The 15,101-nt window shown below is 60.8% G+C and carries 13 protein-coding genes; 5 read left to right on the top strand and 8 right to left on the bottom strand.

All coding sequences use genetic code 11. From position 1 onward, the window contains the following. Nucleotides 1–12 precede the first annotated feature (12 nt). The 8 genes from AC19YQ_RS19025 to AC19YQ_RS18990 all read right to left on the bottom strand — a co-directional run bounded on the left by AC19YQ_RS19025 (nucleotide 13) and on the right by AC19YQ_RS18990 (nucleotide 9,681). Nucleotides 13–1,896 (bottom strand): TRAP transporter large permease, encoded by a 1,884-nt coding sequence (locus AC19YQ_RS19025; RefSeq protein ID WP_133077045.1) that lies wholly within the window; start codon nucleotides 1,894–1,896, stop codon nucleotides 13–15. A 32-nt stretch (nucleotides 1,897–1,928) separates the two neighbouring features. Further along, complete coding sequence (locus tag AC19YQ_RS19020; protein WP_500595666.1) at nucleotides 1,929–2,924, bottom strand: DctP family TRAP transporter solute-binding subunit; 996 nt, start codon at nucleotides 2,922–2,924, stop codon at nucleotides 1,929–1,931. Between the two features lie 487 nt (nucleotides 2,925–3,411). Beyond that, nucleotides 3,412–4,740 (bottom strand): OprD family porin, encoded by a 1,329-nt coding sequence (locus AC19YQ_RS19015; RefSeq protein WP_500595665.1) that lies wholly within the window; start codon nucleotides 4,738–4,740, stop codon nucleotides 3,412–3,414. Nucleotides 4,741–4,849: 109 nt separating this feature from the next. Then, entirely contained in the window at nucleotides 4,850–5,245 is a 396-nt protein-coding gene (locus AC19YQ_RS19010; RefSeq protein ID WP_133077048.1) for a PPC domain-containing DNA-binding protein, read from the bottom strand. Beyond that, nucleotides 5,242–5,793 carry a hypothetical protein gene (locus AC19YQ_RS19005; protein ID WP_133077049.1) on the bottom strand — a complete coding sequence of 184 codons (552 nt, stop codon included), beginning with the start codon at nucleotides 5,791–5,793 and terminating at the stop codon, nucleotides 5,242–5,244. The genes AC19YQ_RS19010 and AC19YQ_RS19005 overlap by 4 nt, the downstream gene beginning before the upstream one ends. Further along, nucleotides 5,793–7,370 (bottom strand): acyl-CoA synthetase, encoded by a 1,578-nt coding sequence (locus AC19YQ_RS19000; protein WP_500595664.1) that lies wholly within the window; start codon nucleotides 7,368–7,370, stop codon nucleotides 5,793–5,795. The genes AC19YQ_RS19005 and AC19YQ_RS19000 overlap by 1 nt, the downstream gene beginning before the upstream one ends. Continuing rightward, entirely contained in the window at nucleotides 7,367–8,536 is a 1,170-nt protein-coding gene (locus AC19YQ_RS18995; protein WP_133077051.1) for a thiolase domain-containing protein, read from the bottom strand. Before AC19YQ_RS18995 ends, AC19YQ_RS19000 begins: the two co-directional genes overlap by 4 nt. 236 nt (nucleotides 8,537–8,772) lie before the next feature. Next, complete coding sequence (locus tag AC19YQ_RS18990; protein ID WP_500595662.1) at nucleotides 8,773–9,681, bottom strand: LysR family transcriptional regulator; 909 nt, start codon at nucleotides 9,679–9,681, stop codon at nucleotides 8,773–8,775. A 152-nt stretch (nucleotides 9,682–9,833) separates the two neighbouring features. Between AC19YQ_RS18990 and AC19YQ_RS18985 the strand changes: the two genes are divergently transcribed. The 5 genes from AC19YQ_RS18985 to dxs all read left to right on the top strand — a co-directional run bounded on the left by AC19YQ_RS18985 (nucleotide 9,834) and on the right by dxs (nucleotide 15,072). Further along, nucleotides 9,834–10,904, top strand: a complete 1,071-nt coding sequence (locus tag AC19YQ_RS18985) for a sigma-54-dependent Fis family transcriptional regulator (RefSeq protein WP_133077053.1) — start codon at nucleotides 9,834–9,836, stop codon at nucleotides 10,902–10,904. A gap of 100 nt (nucleotides 10,905–11,004) precedes the next feature. Further along, complete coding sequence (locus AC19YQ_RS18980) at nucleotides 11,005–11,787, top strand: SDR family NAD(P)-dependent oxidoreductase (RefSeq protein WP_219262624.1); 783 nt, start codon at nucleotides 11,005–11,007, stop codon at nucleotides 11,785–11,787. A gap of 128 nt (nucleotides 11,788–11,915) precedes the next feature. Then, nucleotides 11,916–12,158 carry an exodeoxyribonuclease VII small subunit gene (locus tag AC19YQ_RS18975; RefSeq protein WP_133077055.1) on the top strand — a complete coding sequence of 81 codons (243 nt, stop codon included), beginning with the start codon at nucleotides 11,916–11,918 and terminating at the stop codon, nucleotides 12,156–12,158. Then, complete coding sequence (gene ispA / locus AC19YQ_RS18970) at nucleotides 12,155–13,042, top strand: (2E,6E)-farnesyl diphosphate synthase (RefSeq protein ID WP_133077056.1); 888 nt, start codon at nucleotides 12,155–12,157, stop codon at nucleotides 13,040–13,042. Before AC19YQ_RS18975 ends, ispA begins: the two co-directional genes overlap by 4 nt. A gap of 131 nt (nucleotides 13,043–13,173) precedes the next feature. Beyond that, nucleotides 13,174–15,072, top strand: coding sequence for a 1-deoxy-D-xylulose-5-phosphate synthase (dxs, locus tag AC19YQ_RS18965; RefSeq protein ID WP_500595661.1), 1,899 nt, complete (start codon nucleotides 13,174–13,176; stop codon nucleotides 15,070–15,072). Nucleotides 15,073–15,101 lie beyond the last annotated feature (29 nt).

Genomic DNA, 15,101 nt, shown 5'->3' with positions numbered 1-15,101 from the left:
ACAAATGCTCTCTTAAAGGAAACCGATGGAGATCCACGGGAAACAGGCAACGATGATCAACGCCACGATCAGTGCGCCGAGGTAACCCCAGACGCGGCGGATAACATGGTCCGAGGACACTTTGCTGATGGCGCAGGCAGCGTAGAAACCGACGCCCAGGGGCGGTGCGAACAGACCGATACCCATGGCCAGGATCACCACCATCGCGTAGTGCACCGGGTGGATCCCGAGCATTTCCGCCAACGGGAACATCAGCGGACCGAACAGCACGATCGCCGGGATCCCCTCCAGGACGCTGCCCAGAATCACGAACACAAGAATGGTTACGACCATGAAGCCAATCGTACCCCCCGGAATCTCGCTGATCAGGTCCACCAGCGCGGCCGAGAACCCGGACTGCGTGAGTGCCCAGGCCATTGCAGATGCCATACCGATGATCAGCAAAATCGAGCCGGACAATGCCCCTGCCTCGAGCATCATCGGGTACACCCTTCTGAACTCGATGTGGCGCATGAACAGGTGCATCACCAGTCCGACCATCACCACATAAGCCACACCGATGGTTGAGACTTCGGTGGCGGTGGCTGCGCCTTCCAGTACGGCCACTCGAATCAGCAATGGCAGCGCCAGAGCAGGCAAGGCGATCATGAACGTACGGGCGATGACCGACAGCGGTGCGCGCTTGACGGTGGGCATGGCCTCCTTGCGTGAACGCCACCAGCACACCAGCGCGATGACCACGGTGGCAACCACCGCCGGCATCAGGCCGCCGATGAACAAGGCCGTAATGGACACACTGCAGACTGCACCGATGGTGATCAACACCAGGCTCGGCGGGATCGTCTCGGTCATGGCTCCGGTGGCTGCCAGCAGCGCCGCCAGCTCTTCAGGTTCGGAGCCACGTTTCTTCATTTCAGGAAACAGCGCCGGAGCCACCGCTGCCATGTCGGCAACCTTGGAGCCGGAAATCCCCGACACCAGAAACATCGCCCCCAGCAACACATACTGCAACCCGCCCCGCACATGCCCCAGCAGTGAGGCCATGAAATCGATCAACGTCTTGGCCATGCCCGAAAGCTGCAGCACCACCCCCAGCATGACGAACAGCGGCACCGCCAGCAGCACCATGTGCGACATGCCTTCGTCCATGCGCCCGACCACGATCGACAACGGCGCGTGGGTGACCAGCGCCAGATAGGCGATGGTTGCAGTACCGAAGGCGAAGGCGATCGGGATGCCACCAAACACGCAGGCGCCCAGCAGCACCAGGAAGAAGATGATCAGGTTGTAGTTACCCATCCCCACCAGCAGCGGCTGGCTGAGCCACAAAGCAGCGGCAACGACCGCCACCACGCCGACCCCGGCCATGAACTGGCGCATCGTGGAATACCGCGCCATGCGCGACACCGCAGCCAGCAGCATCAGGATCGCGCCGACCGGCAACGCCGCAGCCCGCAAGCCGTCGGGAATGCCCAGGGCCGGAGTCGTGATCGACATCTGCTCATGGGAGTGCTCCATGGCTGGCCCGATGATCACCAGCACGAACAGGCACACCACCAGCGCCGAAAGCGTTTCACAGAATCCGCGCCAGGCCACCGGAAGCTTGTTCACCAGGGCGGACATGCGCATGTGTTCGCCGCGGTCCAGGGCCAGCACCGAGCCGAACATGGCCAGCCAGATGAACAGCGAAGAGGCCAGTTCGTCCGCCCAGATCAACGGGTTGTGCATCACGTAGCGGGAAATCACACCCGCCAGCAACACGCAGGTCTCGATCACCAGCAGAGCAACGGTGATCGCTCCGACCACATGAATGGACCAGGTATTGAGAAACACGAGCGCCCGGGCCGGCAGGCGCATGGAAGTAGTGGGGGCCACTGCCACCGACGCGCCCATCATGCGAGTTTCCCGGAGTATTTTTCGAGGATTGCCTAGGCAGCGTCGCCGAACTTCTCGTGCCAGTCGGCGTAGTAGTTGGCGGACTGCAGGCGCTCACGGAACGGCTCCGGCGGCGACTCGACCAACTCCAGGCCCTGCTGTTTCAAAGTCTCGCGGATGGTGCCTTGAAGCTTGGCGAGGTCATTGCGCTGGGACATGACGGCAGTGTTGATGTGCTTGCTGACAATGGCTTGCAAATCCGCAGGCAGGCGGCTGAACGAGGCATTGTTGCCCAGCATCCAGAAGCCATCCCAGACGTGGTTGGTCAGCGAGCAGTATTTTTGCACCTCGTAGAGTTTGGCCGACGAGACCAGGGTCAGGGGGTTTTCCTGGCCTTCGACAATGCGGGTCTGCAGCGCCGAATACACTTCCGAAAAGTTGATACTGGTGGGGGCGGCCTCAAATGCGCGGAAGATCGACATGATGATCGGGCTGGGCGGCACGCGCAGTTTCATGGCCTTCAGGTCGTCAGGGGTCACGATCGGCCGGGTACTGGTGGTGGTTACCCGAAAACCGTTGTCCCAGATCTTGTCGAAGGCGAACAGGGTATCGGTCTTGGCAATTTCAGATCGAACGTGGGCACCCAACTCACCGTCCATCGCGCTCCAGACTTGATCGTAATCCTTGAAGGCGAACCCCACCGCGCTGATCTGCACCGACGGCACCAGGGTGCCGAGAATCACCGGCGACAGGGCGAACATGTCGACGGCGCCAGAGCGCACCTGCGCCAGGGTGTCGGTGTCGCTGCCCAGCTGGCTGCTGGGGAATACCTGGATCTGTACCGCACCGTTGGTTTCTTCGCGTACCGCCTTGGCCATTTCCCGTGCCCGCACATTCATCGAATGGGTGATAGGCAGGTTGTTGGCAAATTTAAGCTTGAACTCGGCGGCCTCACTCTTGCCGCTGTAAAGGCCAAGCCCTGCGGTCGCGACGGCAGCGGACGCAAGGGAGGCCGTTTTGAGAAAATTGCGGCGAGTAAAGTCGCTCATTTGGTTCTCCTGACTTTATTATTTTTATGGATCAATGACCGTGAAATAGGCACTGGACACGCAAGCTATAGCAATTCAGGTGCCACGAAAGACGCAGCCCTGGTGGAGGGGAACCAGGTTTGTATTCAACTGGCTGTTTTCACTAGGAAAAATATCCTACTCACTAGTGTTTCAATTTCTTACAGCACTCAGGGTAGGACGGGTGATGTGACAGGTGTCTCCCTCAACTGTCTCGCTGGCCAGCGCAACAAGTGACACCTGTCCTCAGCAGATCAAATTTCAACGATAGGTAAACAACAAGGGGCTCTGGCAGCCGACAATGTTGTTCACTTAAGCGATTTTTTGCCTCTGTGGGAGCGGGCTTGCTCGCGATGGTCGTTAACGATGACGCGTATTTACTGAGTAAATGTGGCGTTCTGGAGGCCATCGCGAGCAAGCCCGCTCCCACACTTGAGCAGCATTGCTCTGGCAGCCGAGCCCCTCTGGACTAGAACAACGCCAGGGTATAGTTGATAGATACCCGATTCTGATCCTGGGCATATTCGCTGGGCACGCCACTGCGCATCGTTCCGTTACGCCAGCTGAACCCGACGCCCTTGAAGGTCCCTGTCTGCACCACGTAATCCAGGGCCAGATCGCGCTCCCACTCTTTCTCGGTGCCACCGCTCGCCATGCGGATATTAGTGCCTTTGAGGTAGGTCACGGACGCCACCAGCCCCGGCATGCCCAGCCCGGCGAAGTTGTAGCCGTACTGCCCGAATGCCGTACGCTCACCTGCCCGGGTGAAGCTGGTGATCAGGCGATCGGTGAACAGGTAAATGCTGCTGCCTGCTGCCCCCTCGTTGGTATTGCCCTGGTTAAGCTGCACGAAGTTGCCGCTGTCGGACACACTCTGGTAACCGAGCAGGAAAGAGTTGCCCCCAAGGGCATAGGTAAACATCGCACTCCAGGTGTCGTTGTCGATTTTGCCAGCGGTATCACCCAGGCCACTGACCCGATAACCGGCTGCGCGACCCGAGGCGGAGTCGTTGCGACCGTCGGCGTCAGTCTTGAAGTAACGCAGATCAGTCGTCAGCGACTGCCCCTCGCCCAGCGGCAGCACATGCACCAGCCCGCCAAAATGCTGCACGTAATAGTCTTCCAGCCGGGATGTGTAGTATTGCAGCGTGAGGTCCTTGGTCAGCTTGTAGTCGGCACCGGCAAACAGGAACTCATTGCTCTGCTGCGTGCCCCCAGCAACCGCGAACCCCGAGCGGTTGCTTGATCCGCGACCGGTGGCGTGTTCCAGGCGACCGCCAACCAGAGTCAGGTTGTCCACTTCTTTGGAAGTAATCATGCCGCCTTCGAAGGTTTGCGGCAGCACTCGACCATCGTTGGCCACCAGGATCGGCAACTTCGGCTGCAGCGTTCCGTAACGGGCTTCAGTCTGGGAAAAGCGCATCTTCCCGGTCAGCCCCAGGCGACTCCAGTCATCCACCGCACCGCCATCGCTGTCATCAGGGATCATCGAGCTGCCGCGGTGATTGCCTTTGCCGCCATCCAGGCGCACACCCTGCAAACCGAGCACGTCCAGTCCAAAACCGACGGTGCCTTCGGTGAAGCCGGATTTGTAATCAAGGAAGAACCCCTGAGCCCATTCCGCCGTCTTGCTTTGCCCGGCGGGACCGGCGCGATCACGGTAGTCATTGTTGAAGTAGTAGTTGCGAAAACCCAGGGTGGCCTTGCTGTCCTTGACGAAGTCCGCATACGCCAAGGGCGACAGGACAATCCCCGTAGTGGCGAGCATGGACAGTCGAACGAAAGGAGTTTTTTTCATTATTGTTTTCCTGATGGGCGTGGCAATACGAACGAAAGGCCGCGAACACAGGGCTGCGGGACAACCCTGTGTGTGCGGTTTCGATTTTCTTGTTATGGGTTGCGAGGGTTCAGTCGGGCAGCCACTCCTGCAGCGTCAACTCGACCGTGATGAACGTGAGGTTTTTGCCGCGCTCCAGGCGACCGGCGTAGAGCTTGCCGTCCGCATCGGCTAGCACCGCCTGCAGACGACTTTCACCGCTGAGAATTTCGCCGCTGATGCTGAGGATTTCCACCCCCGGACCTTCGACAGGGATCTTCATCATGCCTTCGCGGCCCTGGTAGCTGAGCTGACCATCAATCAGGCTGCCCAGACCGCCGCGCACCACGGCCAGATGGATTCCGTGCTCTCTGCACAGGGCTTCGGCACTGTCGATGATGTCTTCATTGGGCTTGAGGCGTGCGATGACCAGACGGCCCAGTCGGCCGCCCTGAACTTGTGATTCCTGGACTGCAGCGACGTTCATGACACCTCCTGGAGAACGGGGTGAAGCAGGTTGAAGTGGGTTTCAGCGTCAGGCTGCACCTGATAGGCCACCTGATTGAACAGGCAAAGACTGATCGTCATGGGCTCGCTGCCCACGATGAGTTTGTCCAGTACCAGATGCCCGCCGTGCTGTTCGCCATTGCTGTCCAGAAACCCGGCATGGCCGTGCAGCAATGGAGCGCCCCGGACATCGCGCCCGACGGTGATGGCGCCGCTGATAAAGGTGATATGGCCTTCAAGAACCACCGGCTGGCCGTAGTCATAGGGCCGCTCCGGCTTGTCGGTGACGATCATGCGGTGATAGCTCAGGTGCGCGGCGCCGCCACACACAATGCGACCCACGGCACTGGCGAAGCATCGACCTTCAAGCACCTTGAGCAGGCTGGCGCCGACATTGCTGCCCAGCGGCAGGACGATGCGTATCTCTTCGCTGCCGGGCACTTCCAGGTCAAGCAATCGCGGGGCCAGGGACGGGCCTGCGTGGATGAACGTGCGCACGCCGCTGCGCTCGGCAAAATGAGCATTCATCAGGCGACCTCCTGCCGTTCTTCGAGCAGCGCACGGATCTGTTTCTTGACGATTTTGCCGTAGCCGGACTTGGGCATTTCGGCCCAGCGCACAAAGCGCTTGGGCCATTTGTAGCGCGCAATGCGTGGCTCCAGGTAGGCAAGCAGTTGTTCGTCCGTGACCTCGGCAGTGGTGACGATGACGGCGTAACCGGACTCCCCCCACTTGGCGTCGGGCATACCCAGCACCGCAGCCTCGGTTACCGCGGGATGGCTGAGCAGGGCTTCTTCGATCTCCCGTGGATACACGTTCGACCCGCCGGAAATGTACATGTCCGAAGCGCGGCCCGTGATGAACAGGTAGCCCTGTTCATCCAGATGACCGAGGTCACCCGTGTGGAACCAGCCGAACTTGAAACAGCTTTCGTTGGCCTTCGGGTTGTTGTAGTAACCGCTGAACACCGCGGGCCCGCGCACGCAGATTTCACCGTCTATGCCCGTGTCCAGTTCGTTGCCCGCCTCGTCAAGAATCGCCACTTGCATGCCGGTTCGAGGGTAGCCGCAGCTGCCGACCTTGGCGTCTGGCGAGTCTTCACTTTCATGGCAGTCGGCGGGCAGCACGGTGATGTTGCCGGTCACTTCGCCCAGGCCGTAATACTGCACCAGGACCTTGCCCAGTTTGTTCAGGGCATGGCGTTGATCCGCGCGGTACATCGGCGCGCCCGCGTAGATCAGGTGTTGCAGGCTGCTGTGGTCGTAGCGGTCGACGGCATCGCTTTCGGTGAGCATCTTGACGATGGTCGGCACGGTGAACAGGTTGTCCACGCGGTACTCCTGCACCAGGCGCCAGGCCTCATCGCAATCGAGCTTGTCGCTGGCCGGCAAGACGCAGGCAGCCCCTCGAGCGACATTGACCAGTGCATGGATACCGGCGCCGTGGGAGAGCGGAGCGAGCACCAGCGAACGCGAGTGCTGGTTCAGGCCGGGCATCAGGTCGGCGATGTGGTTGGTAATGACAAAAGCCATCTGGCCGTGGGTCAGCACCCCGGCCTTGGGGTGGCCGGTGGTGCCTGAGGTGTAGAAGAACCACAGCGGGTCGTGGTACCTCACTTCGGCCGCACGGAAAGCCGCATACGAAGCGCGGCCCTCATCCAGCAACTGCTCGTAACCCAGCTCACCGCTGCGGGGCTGACCGATGGCAATGACCGTCTGCAGGCTGGGCGACGCTTCGCGCACAGCGTCGACGTAATGTTCGAGACCTTCGTCGTAAAGCATGGCCACCGCGCCGCTGGAGCTGCCCAGGTAAGCCGCCTCCACCGGGGTGATCCGCACATTGGTAGGGACCCACACAGCGCCCAGACGGAACGCGACCCAGGCACTTTCGAACAGCGGCAAGTTATTGCGCGAATGCACCAGCAGTTTGTCGCCCCTACCGATACCGCGGTCGCGCAACGCGGCGGCGACGCTATCGACCCGCATGGAAATTTCTTTCCAGGTGTATTCACGTCCACCCCGGATAAAGCCGGGCGCATCGGGATAGCGACGTGCGATCTGGTTGAGCATTTCCCCCAGGTTCATGACGTTGTCGATACCTTTCATTGCACGGTCTCCAGGATGCTCACGTAGTTGGTCACTGCCGCGCCCCCCATGTTGAACACCCCGGCGCGATCGGCCGTGGGCAGTTGCATGTCCCCCGCCTGGCCCGTGAGCTGCATGGCGGCCATGACGTGCATCGACACCCCGGTGGCGCCGATCGGGTGGCCCTTGGACTTGAGGCCGCCAGACGGGTTGATCGGCAGGCGCCCGTCCTTGCGGCTGATGCCTTCGGCGATGACACGCGCGCCCTGGCCGCGCTCGGCCAGGCCCATGGCTTCGTATTCCATCAATTCAGCGACCGTGAAGCAGTCGTGGGTCTCGACCAGCGACAGGTCGTCCAGGCTCAGACCTGCTGTTTGCAGGGCCTGCTGCCAGGCGCGGGCGGCCCCTTCGAAGAACGTCGGGTCTCGCCTGGACAGCGGCATGTAGTCGTTGACTTGCACCGCAGAACGGAAGCGCACGGCTTGACCGCGACCGCCCACCAGATCCTCGCGGCTGATCACCAGCGCGGCCGAGCCATCGGTGATCAGAGAGCAGTCGGTACGTTTCAGTGGCCCGACCACAAACGGGTTTTTCTCGGAGGGATGACGGCAGAAGTCATAGCCGAAATCCCGGCGCATGTGAGCGTACGGGTTCAGTACACCGTTGGCATGGTTCTTCGCGGCAATCATCGCCAGCGCATCGGACTGGTCGCCGTAACGGTCGAAGTAACTCTGCGCAATGTTGCCGAACACGCCTGCAAAGCCGCCCTCAATGTTGGCTTCTTCCTTGGCGTAACAGCACTTGAGCAGGATCTTGCCGACCTCGGCGGTGGGCAACGTATTCATCTTTTCAAAGCCCACCACCAGGGCGTGCTTGCTCTGGCCGCTGAGCACGGCCTGCAGCGCCGAGTGGATGGCAGCGGAGCCGGTAGAGCAGGCGTTTTCCACGCGAACTGAAGGCGTGAAGCGCAATTGCGGAATGTGATTGGCCAGCAGCGCAGATGGAAAATCCTGGTAGAGAAAGCCTGCGTTGAAATGGCCGACGTGAACGGAGTCGATCTGCTCCGGCGCGATATCAGCGTGGGCCAGCGCGCCCAATGCGGCCTCGGCCATCATGAGTTCAGGGTCGAGTTGGTCGAACTTGCCGAATGGCGAGTGATACCAGCCAGTAATAACAGGCGATCGCATAAGGTGTTCCTTGCATTAATTGTGTTTGCAAGGTCGATAGCAAGAGCGGTGCCAAAGCCCGGCCAAGTTGGCGCAGGCCTTATGCAGCAAGGGGTGCAGGGGAATCAGCGTTGCCGGGGCAACTGTCGCCTGAGTGCAGGCGGGAGACACTCAGGGAGACAGCTGTCACTTCAGATCCGTGTACGGGCTCAGGGGTTTGCGACCGGTCGAGGCGCGCGGCCGTCAGCAACCACGGCTCAACTCACCACCTCTTCACAAGACACCAGCGCACAGGATTGTCGGGCGCTCTCGATGAAGGTCTCGATGCAGGGGTTGTGATTGTCGGCCTTCCACACCGCCACCACTTCAATCACCGGTGCAGCGCGCAACGGTTTGAAGGTGGTGGTGGTCAGGCGCATGTTGCGCATCGAGCGCGGCACGATCGCAATCCCCAGGCCTTCACCCACCAGGTTGACGATGGTTTGCTGCATATTGATTTCCAGTCCGATGTTCGGGGTAACACCGTGCTGCAGGCAGTAGCTGTAGATCATGTCGTGCAGCGCCGGTGCAATCCGCCGAGGCACGATGATGAAGGTCTCCCCGGCAAGCTCGCTCGGGTCGATGATGGCCTGTTCGAGGAGTCGATGACCCGGCGGCAGCACCACGGTCATTTCTTCCCGGTAAAGGGTCACGGATTCGAGCCCGGAGCAGTCCTGGGGGCGGTACATGATGGCAACGTCCTTGTTGCCGCTGCTGATGTCCTCGGCCAGGCCCAGGGGCAAGGTCTCGGTGAGTTTGAGGCTGACCTGGGGAAACTGCGCCGCGTAGCGCCGGGTAATCGCCGGGGTAACGCTGTAGGCCGTTGACATCATGAAGCCCACTGACAGCTCCCCCGCAGCGCCCCGCGCCGCAGCCAGGGCGTTGCGCTTGGCCTGTTCGAACGCAGCCAGCACCGTGGCGGTATCCAGGTAAAAGCGCTGACCAGCCTCCGTCAGCTCTACCCGTCGACTCGATCGATCAAAGAGCTTTACCCCGAGTTCCTCCTCCAACATGGCAATTTGCCGCGACAGTGGCGGCTGCGAAATATGCAGGCGTTCTGCTGCGCGACCAAAGTGCAGTGTTTCGGCGAGCGTGCGGAAATAGTTCAAGTGACGGAGCTCGATCATGATGCTCTCAAAGGTATCAATGGATGATTTATTATGGATTGGAAAATATCGGTGCGCCTCGTTACTGTCATTTAACGCCATATCGACGGCTGTATCACAAGTGCGGCGAGTCGACATAGTCACAAGCTATACAATAATAAAAGGTGACGCTGATGCCTTCCGTATACGAACAACCTTCGTTTACCCAAGACCGTACAACTGCTGTCCACCCTGAATGCGACATTTCCCACGATACTGATCCGCAAGTGCGTCAGGCTTTTCGCCGCGCATTGCTCCTGATGGAGCGCGGCATTGCCGTGCTCATCCAGGGCGAAACAGGGACGGGTAAAGAAGTGCTGGCCCGTGCGCTGCACGAACACAGCCGGCGCCATGCCGCGCCGATGGTTGCCCTCAATTGCGCGTCCATCCCCGAAACCCTGATCGAAAGCGAGCTGTTCGGTTATTCCCGTGGCGCGTTTTCCGGCGCCCTGCCGGGGGGCAAAAAAGGCAAGGTCGCGCAGGCAGACGGCGGCACCTTGTTCCTCGATGAAATCGGAGACATGCCATTCGAGCAGCAGACCCGTCTTTTACGGGTGATCGCCGAACGCGAGATCACCCCCTTGGGTGCCGAACGCAGTGTGCCGGTGAATTTCGCGCTGATCTGTGCGACCCACCAGTCCCTTACGCAGCTGGTGGAGAACGGCAGCTTTCGCGAAGACCTGTTCTATCGCATTGCCACGGGCGTGGTGCAATTGCCGCCGCTGCGCGATCGCACTGACCGTGCTGAGTTGGTGTGCCGAATGGTCGCCACCGAGATCCCCGGCTGCGATCCGCGCCAGATGATAGCCAACGATGTCTGGACCTTGCTCCTCGGGCATGCCTGGCCTGGCAACCTGCGCCAGATGCGGGCCGTCATTCGCTATGCCTGTGCCGTCATGGAAGGCGCACGCATCCAGCGCTGTGATCTGCCTGCGGATTTTCTGGCACAAACGGGAGAGCAGCCTGCGCAACCGTCCCGTGCACACCCGCACAACGTCACACCGATTCGCCTGGGCAGAATCCCCGCGCCCCCACTGGGTGAGCGCGAAGATGTACTGGGCGTACTCGTCGACTGCCGCTGGAACATGACGGCTGCGGCGCGGGCGCTGGGCATCTGCCGACCTTCGCTGTATCGCGTGCTTCGGCGGCTGAACATTGCCCCGCTCAAAGACCAGTTGGCACTGGGCCGCTACGCCCCTTCCTGACTGTTTTCACCGACTGACTTAACCGACTGACATAACCGGAGCCGGCCATTCTCCATCAAGGGGGAAGGCCGACATGCGCCCAGACCAAAGGATAATAATAATGAATGCTCCCGCCAATTTTGCGCCGATCAGCCTTTCGCTGGAGGGCCGTAACGCACTGGTCACCGGGTCTGCCCGCGGGATCGGGTATGCCATCGCCGTCGCCCTTGGCCAATGCGGAGCAAGGGTCGCGATCTGCGACCTCGACCATAGCGCCGCCGAACGTGCCGTTGCCCAACTGGGCGAACTGGGCATCCATGCCATCGGGCTGGGGGTCGACGTGGCCGACGAACAGCAGGTGGAGGCAATGGTCAGCCAGGTTGAGAGGGTCTTGGGCAGCGTCGACATCCTGGTCAACAATGCCGGGATCGTCTCGACCTTGCCCCTGTTGCAGGTGAGTGCAGCCGAGTGGAAACGGGTCATGGCCATCGACCTGAACAGTGTTTTCTACTGCGCCAAGGCGGTATTGCCAGGCATGATGGCCCGGCGGTCGGGACGCATCATCAACATAGCCTCTGTCGCCGGAAAACGTGGTGGCGGGCTGCTGGGCAACAGCTGCTACGCCGCCGCCAAAGGGGGCGTGATTGCACTGACCAAAGGCCTGGCACGTGAAGCCGGGCCTTTCAATATCACCGCCAATGCCGTTTCCCCGGCCTTGACCGATACCGACATGACCAGTGCACTGAGCCCTGAAGCACGGGCCAGGGTGCTGGCAGACATGCCCCTGGGACGTGCCGGAACACCGCGGGACATTGCCGCTGCAGTGTGTTTCCTGGCATCGGATGCGGCCAGTTTTGTGAGCGGCGAAATCATGGACGTGGACGGTGGGTACATGCGCGACTAATGGGTCGCCATGCCGGTTTTCCGGGTTTTATCGGTCAAATTGAACCGGGGGCAAGCCGCCCCCGATTTGCCCCAAAACCCGCTGTCTGCTAGTGTCGGCCGGTTTTAACGCCTACCGAGAATGCCGCCATGGCCCGCAAAAAAGCTTCACCGGATTTCGAACAGTCGCTCTCTGACCTGCAAACACTGGTCGAGCGTCTGGAAAATGGCGAGCTGTCGCTGGAAGACTCTCTGACTGCCTTCGAACAAGGCATCCGCCTGACCCGTGACTGCCAGGGCGCATTGGCCCAGGCCGAGCAGAAAGTCCAGATCCTGCTTGAGCGTGATGGTGAGTTGGCACAAGAGCCTTTTGATGCGGAACAGTCCGAATGATTGATGCTTACCAGATCAGCAGCCAGGCCCGCGTCAATGCGGCGCTTGAATGTTTGCTTGTTGCTCCGGCTCCTGAGCTGGCCCGTCTTTACGAGGCCATGCGCTACAGCGTCATGAATGGCGGCAAGCGCGTTCGCCCGCTACTGGCCTATGCCGCTTGCCAGGCCCTGGGCAGCGCCCCGGAGCAAGCCAATGGCGCGGCGTGTGCCGTCGAACTGATCCACGCCTATTCGCTGGTGCATGATGATTTGCCCGCAATGGATGATGACGATCTGCGACGCGGCCAGCCGACCACCCACAAGGCCTTCGACGAAGCCTGCGCCATTCTGGCTGGCGACGGTTTGCAAAGCCTTGCGTTCAGCGCCCTGCTCGACCCCCGACTCAACACCCTGGACGCCGAAACGCGCTTGCGCATGGTGACGGCCCTCGCACAGGCTGCAGGCCCGGCGGGCATGGTCGGCGGCCAAGCCATTGACCTGGGTTCTGTAGGCATGAAGCTCGATCAGGCGGCGCTGGAAAACATGCATCGGCACAAGACTGGGGCCCTGATTGAAGCCAGTGTGCAACTGGGCGCCCTGGCCAGCAGCAACGCGACTGCCGAAAATCTGCAGGCACTGAACATCTACTCGCGGGCCATTGGCCTGGCGTTTCAGGTTCAGGACGACATTCTGGATGTTGAAAGCGATACCGCGACGTTGGGCAAACGCCAGGGCGCCGATATCGCACGTGACAAACCGACCTACCCGGCGCTGATGGGTCTGGAGCAGGCCAAAGGCTATGCACTGGATCTGCGCGACCAGGCACTCAACGCCCTGCGGCATTTTGATGCAGGCGCCGAACCGCTGCGTGAACTGGCGCGATATATCGTTGAGCGCCGCCATTAATCGTCACACTCGGTAATTATTTCTGACAGCTCTAATGCCAAGGTCTTACTAACGAGTGCCAGACTGCGTGGGCAGCTTACGTTCCTTAAGGTAAACTGCCGCCTCTTCTTATACCTATAACGATTCGCCTGATGCCAACGACGTTTCAAGAGATTCCCCGCAACCGTCCGACTACGCCCCTGCTCGACCGGGCAGGCACGCCTGCGGGCCTGCGCCGCCTGGCCGAAGCCGAGCTGGAAACCCTGGCCGATGAGTTGCGCCTGGAATTGCTCTACACCGTCGGCCAGACGGGCGGGCATTTCGGTGCCGGCCTGGGTGTCATTGAGCTGACCATTGCGTTGCACTACGTGTTCGACACCCCGGACGACCGACTGGTGTGGGATGTGGGTCATCAGGCGTATCCGCACAAAATCCTCACGGGTCGTCGCGAGCAAATGGCGACCTTGCGCCAGAAAGACGGCGTAGCCGCTTTCCCGCGTCGCTCCGAGAGCGAGTACGACACCTTTGGCGTTGGCCACTCCAGCACCTCGATCAGCGCAGCGCTGGGCATGGCCATTGCCGCCCGCCTGCAGAACAGCGACCGCAAGGCGATCGCCGTGATCGGTGACGGCGCGCTGACCGCCGGCATGGCCTTTGAAGCCCTGAACCACGCGCCGGAAGTGGATGCCAACATGTTGGTGATCCTCAACGACAACGACATGTCGATTTCGCGCAATGTGGGGGGGTTGTCCAACTACCTGGCCAAGATCCTGTCGAGCCGCACTTACGCCAGCATGCGCGAAGGCAGCAAAAAGGTGCTCTCGCGTCTGCCTGGCGCGTGGGAAATCGCTCGCCGTACCGAAGAATATGCCAAGGGCATGTTGGTACCCGGCACGCTGTTTGAAGAGCTGGGCTGGAACTACATCGGCCCTATCGATGGCCACGACCTGCCGACCCTGATCGCGACGCTGCGCAATATGCGCGACCTCAAAGGTCCGCAGTTCCTGCATATCGTCACCAAGAAAGGCAAAGGGTTTGCTCCCGCCGAAGCTGACCCGATCGGCTATCACGCCATCACCAAGCTTGAACCGCTGAACGCTCCGAAAGCGGCGCCAAAAGTGGCGAGCGGGCCGAAGTACTCGGCCGTCTTTGGCGAGTGGCTGTGCGACATGGCCGCCGCCGATGAACGCTTGATGGGCATCACTCCGGCCATGAAAGAAGGCTCGGACCTGATCGCTTTCAGCGAACGTTTCCCCACGCGTTATTTCGACGTGGCGATTGCCGAACAGCACGCTGTGACGTTCGCTGCCGGCATGGCCTGCGAAGGCGCCAAGCCTGTCGTGGCTATTTATTCGACATTCCTGCAGCGCGGTTACGACCAGTTGGTGCATGACGTCGCCGTACAGAATCTGGACGTACTGTTCGCCATCGACCGTGCAGGTCTGGTGGGCGAAGACGGCCCGACCCACGCAGGCAGCTTCGACCTGTCGTTCCTGCGTTGCATCCCGGGCATGGTCATCATGACCCCGAGCGACGAGAACGAACTGCGCAAGATGCTCACCACCGGCCATCTGTACAACGGCCCGGCGGCCGTGCGCTACCCGCGCGGGACCGGCCCGAACGCACCCATCGAAAAAAACCTTGAGCCGCTGGAAATCGGCAAAGGCGTGATTCGTCGCCAGGGCTCCAAGGTCGCCATGCTGGTTTTTGGCGTGCAACTGGCCGAAGCCTTGCTCGTGGCAGAAAAAATCGACGCCACCGTGGTCGATATGCGCTTCGTCAAACCAATGGATGAAGCACTGGTACGCGAAATGGCTGCTAGCCATGATCTGCTGGTGACCATCGAAGAAAACGCCATCATGGGTGGCGCCGGTGCGGGTGTCAGCGAGTTCCTGGCCCGTGAAAACGTGCTCAAGTCAGTCCTGCACCTGGGCCTGCCGGACATCTACGTTGAGCACGCCAAACCGAGCCAGATGCTGGCCGAGTGCGGCCTGGATGCGCCAGGCATTGAAGCCTCGGTGCGCCAGCGCATGGCATTGCTGGGTCTCTGACCAACCTGTACCTGTAGCCGCTGCCTTCG

It is taken from the genome of Pseudomonas sp. MF06569, assembly GCF_059862735.1.
The sequence above is the reverse complement of the archived record's forward strand: the minus strand, read 5'-3'. Positions and strand labels throughout refer to the sequence as shown.

Coding starts and splice junctions, on each gene's coding strand:
- AC19YQ_RS19025 (WP_133077045.1), bottom strand. CDS start 1,896: ATGATGGGCGCGTCGGTGGCAGTGGCCCCCACTACTTCCATGCGCCTG.
- AC19YQ_RS19020 (WP_500595666.1), bottom strand. CDS start 2,924: ATGAGCGACTTTACTCGCCGCAATTTTCTCAAAACGGCCTCCCTTGCG.
- AC19YQ_RS19015 (WP_500595665.1), bottom strand. CDS start 4,740: ATGAAAAAAACTCCTTTCGTTCGACTGTCCATGCTCGCCACTACGGGG.
- AC19YQ_RS19010 (WP_133077048.1), bottom strand. CDS start 5,245: ATGAACGTCGCTGCAGTCCAGGAATCACAAGTTCAGGGCGGCCGACTG.
- AC19YQ_RS19005 (WP_133077049.1), bottom strand. CDS start 5,793: ATGAATGCTCATTTTGCCGAGCGCAGCGGCGTGCGCACGTTCATCCAC.
- AC19YQ_RS19000 (WP_500595664.1), bottom strand. CDS start 7,370: ATGAAAGGTATCGACAACGTCATGAACCTGGGGGAAATGCTCAACCAG.
- AC19YQ_RS18995 (WP_133077051.1), bottom strand. CDS start 8,536: ATGCGATCGCCTGTTATTACTGGCTGGTATCACTCGCCATTCGGCAAG.
- AC19YQ_RS18990 (WP_500595662.1), bottom strand. CDS start 9,681: ATGATCGAGCTCCGTCACTTGAACTATTTCCGCACGCTCGCCGAAACA.
- AC19YQ_RS18985 (WP_133077053.1), top strand. CDS start 9,834: ATGCCTTCCGTATACGAACAACCTTCGTTTACCCAAGACCGTACAACT.
- AC19YQ_RS18980 (WP_219262624.1), top strand. CDS start 11,005: ATGAATGCTCCCGCCAATTTTGCGCCGATCAGCCTTTCGCTGGAGGGC.
- AC19YQ_RS18975 (WP_133077055.1), top strand. CDS start 11,916: ATGGCCCGCAAAAAAGCTTCACCGGATTTCGAACAGTCGCTCTCTGAC.
- ispA (WP_133077056.1), top strand. CDS start 12,155: ATGATTGATGCTTACCAGATCAGCAGCCAGGCCCGCGTCAATGCGGCG.
- dxs (WP_500595661.1), top strand. CDS start 13,174: ATGCCAACGACGTTTCAAGAGATTCCCCGCAACCGTCCGACTACGCCC.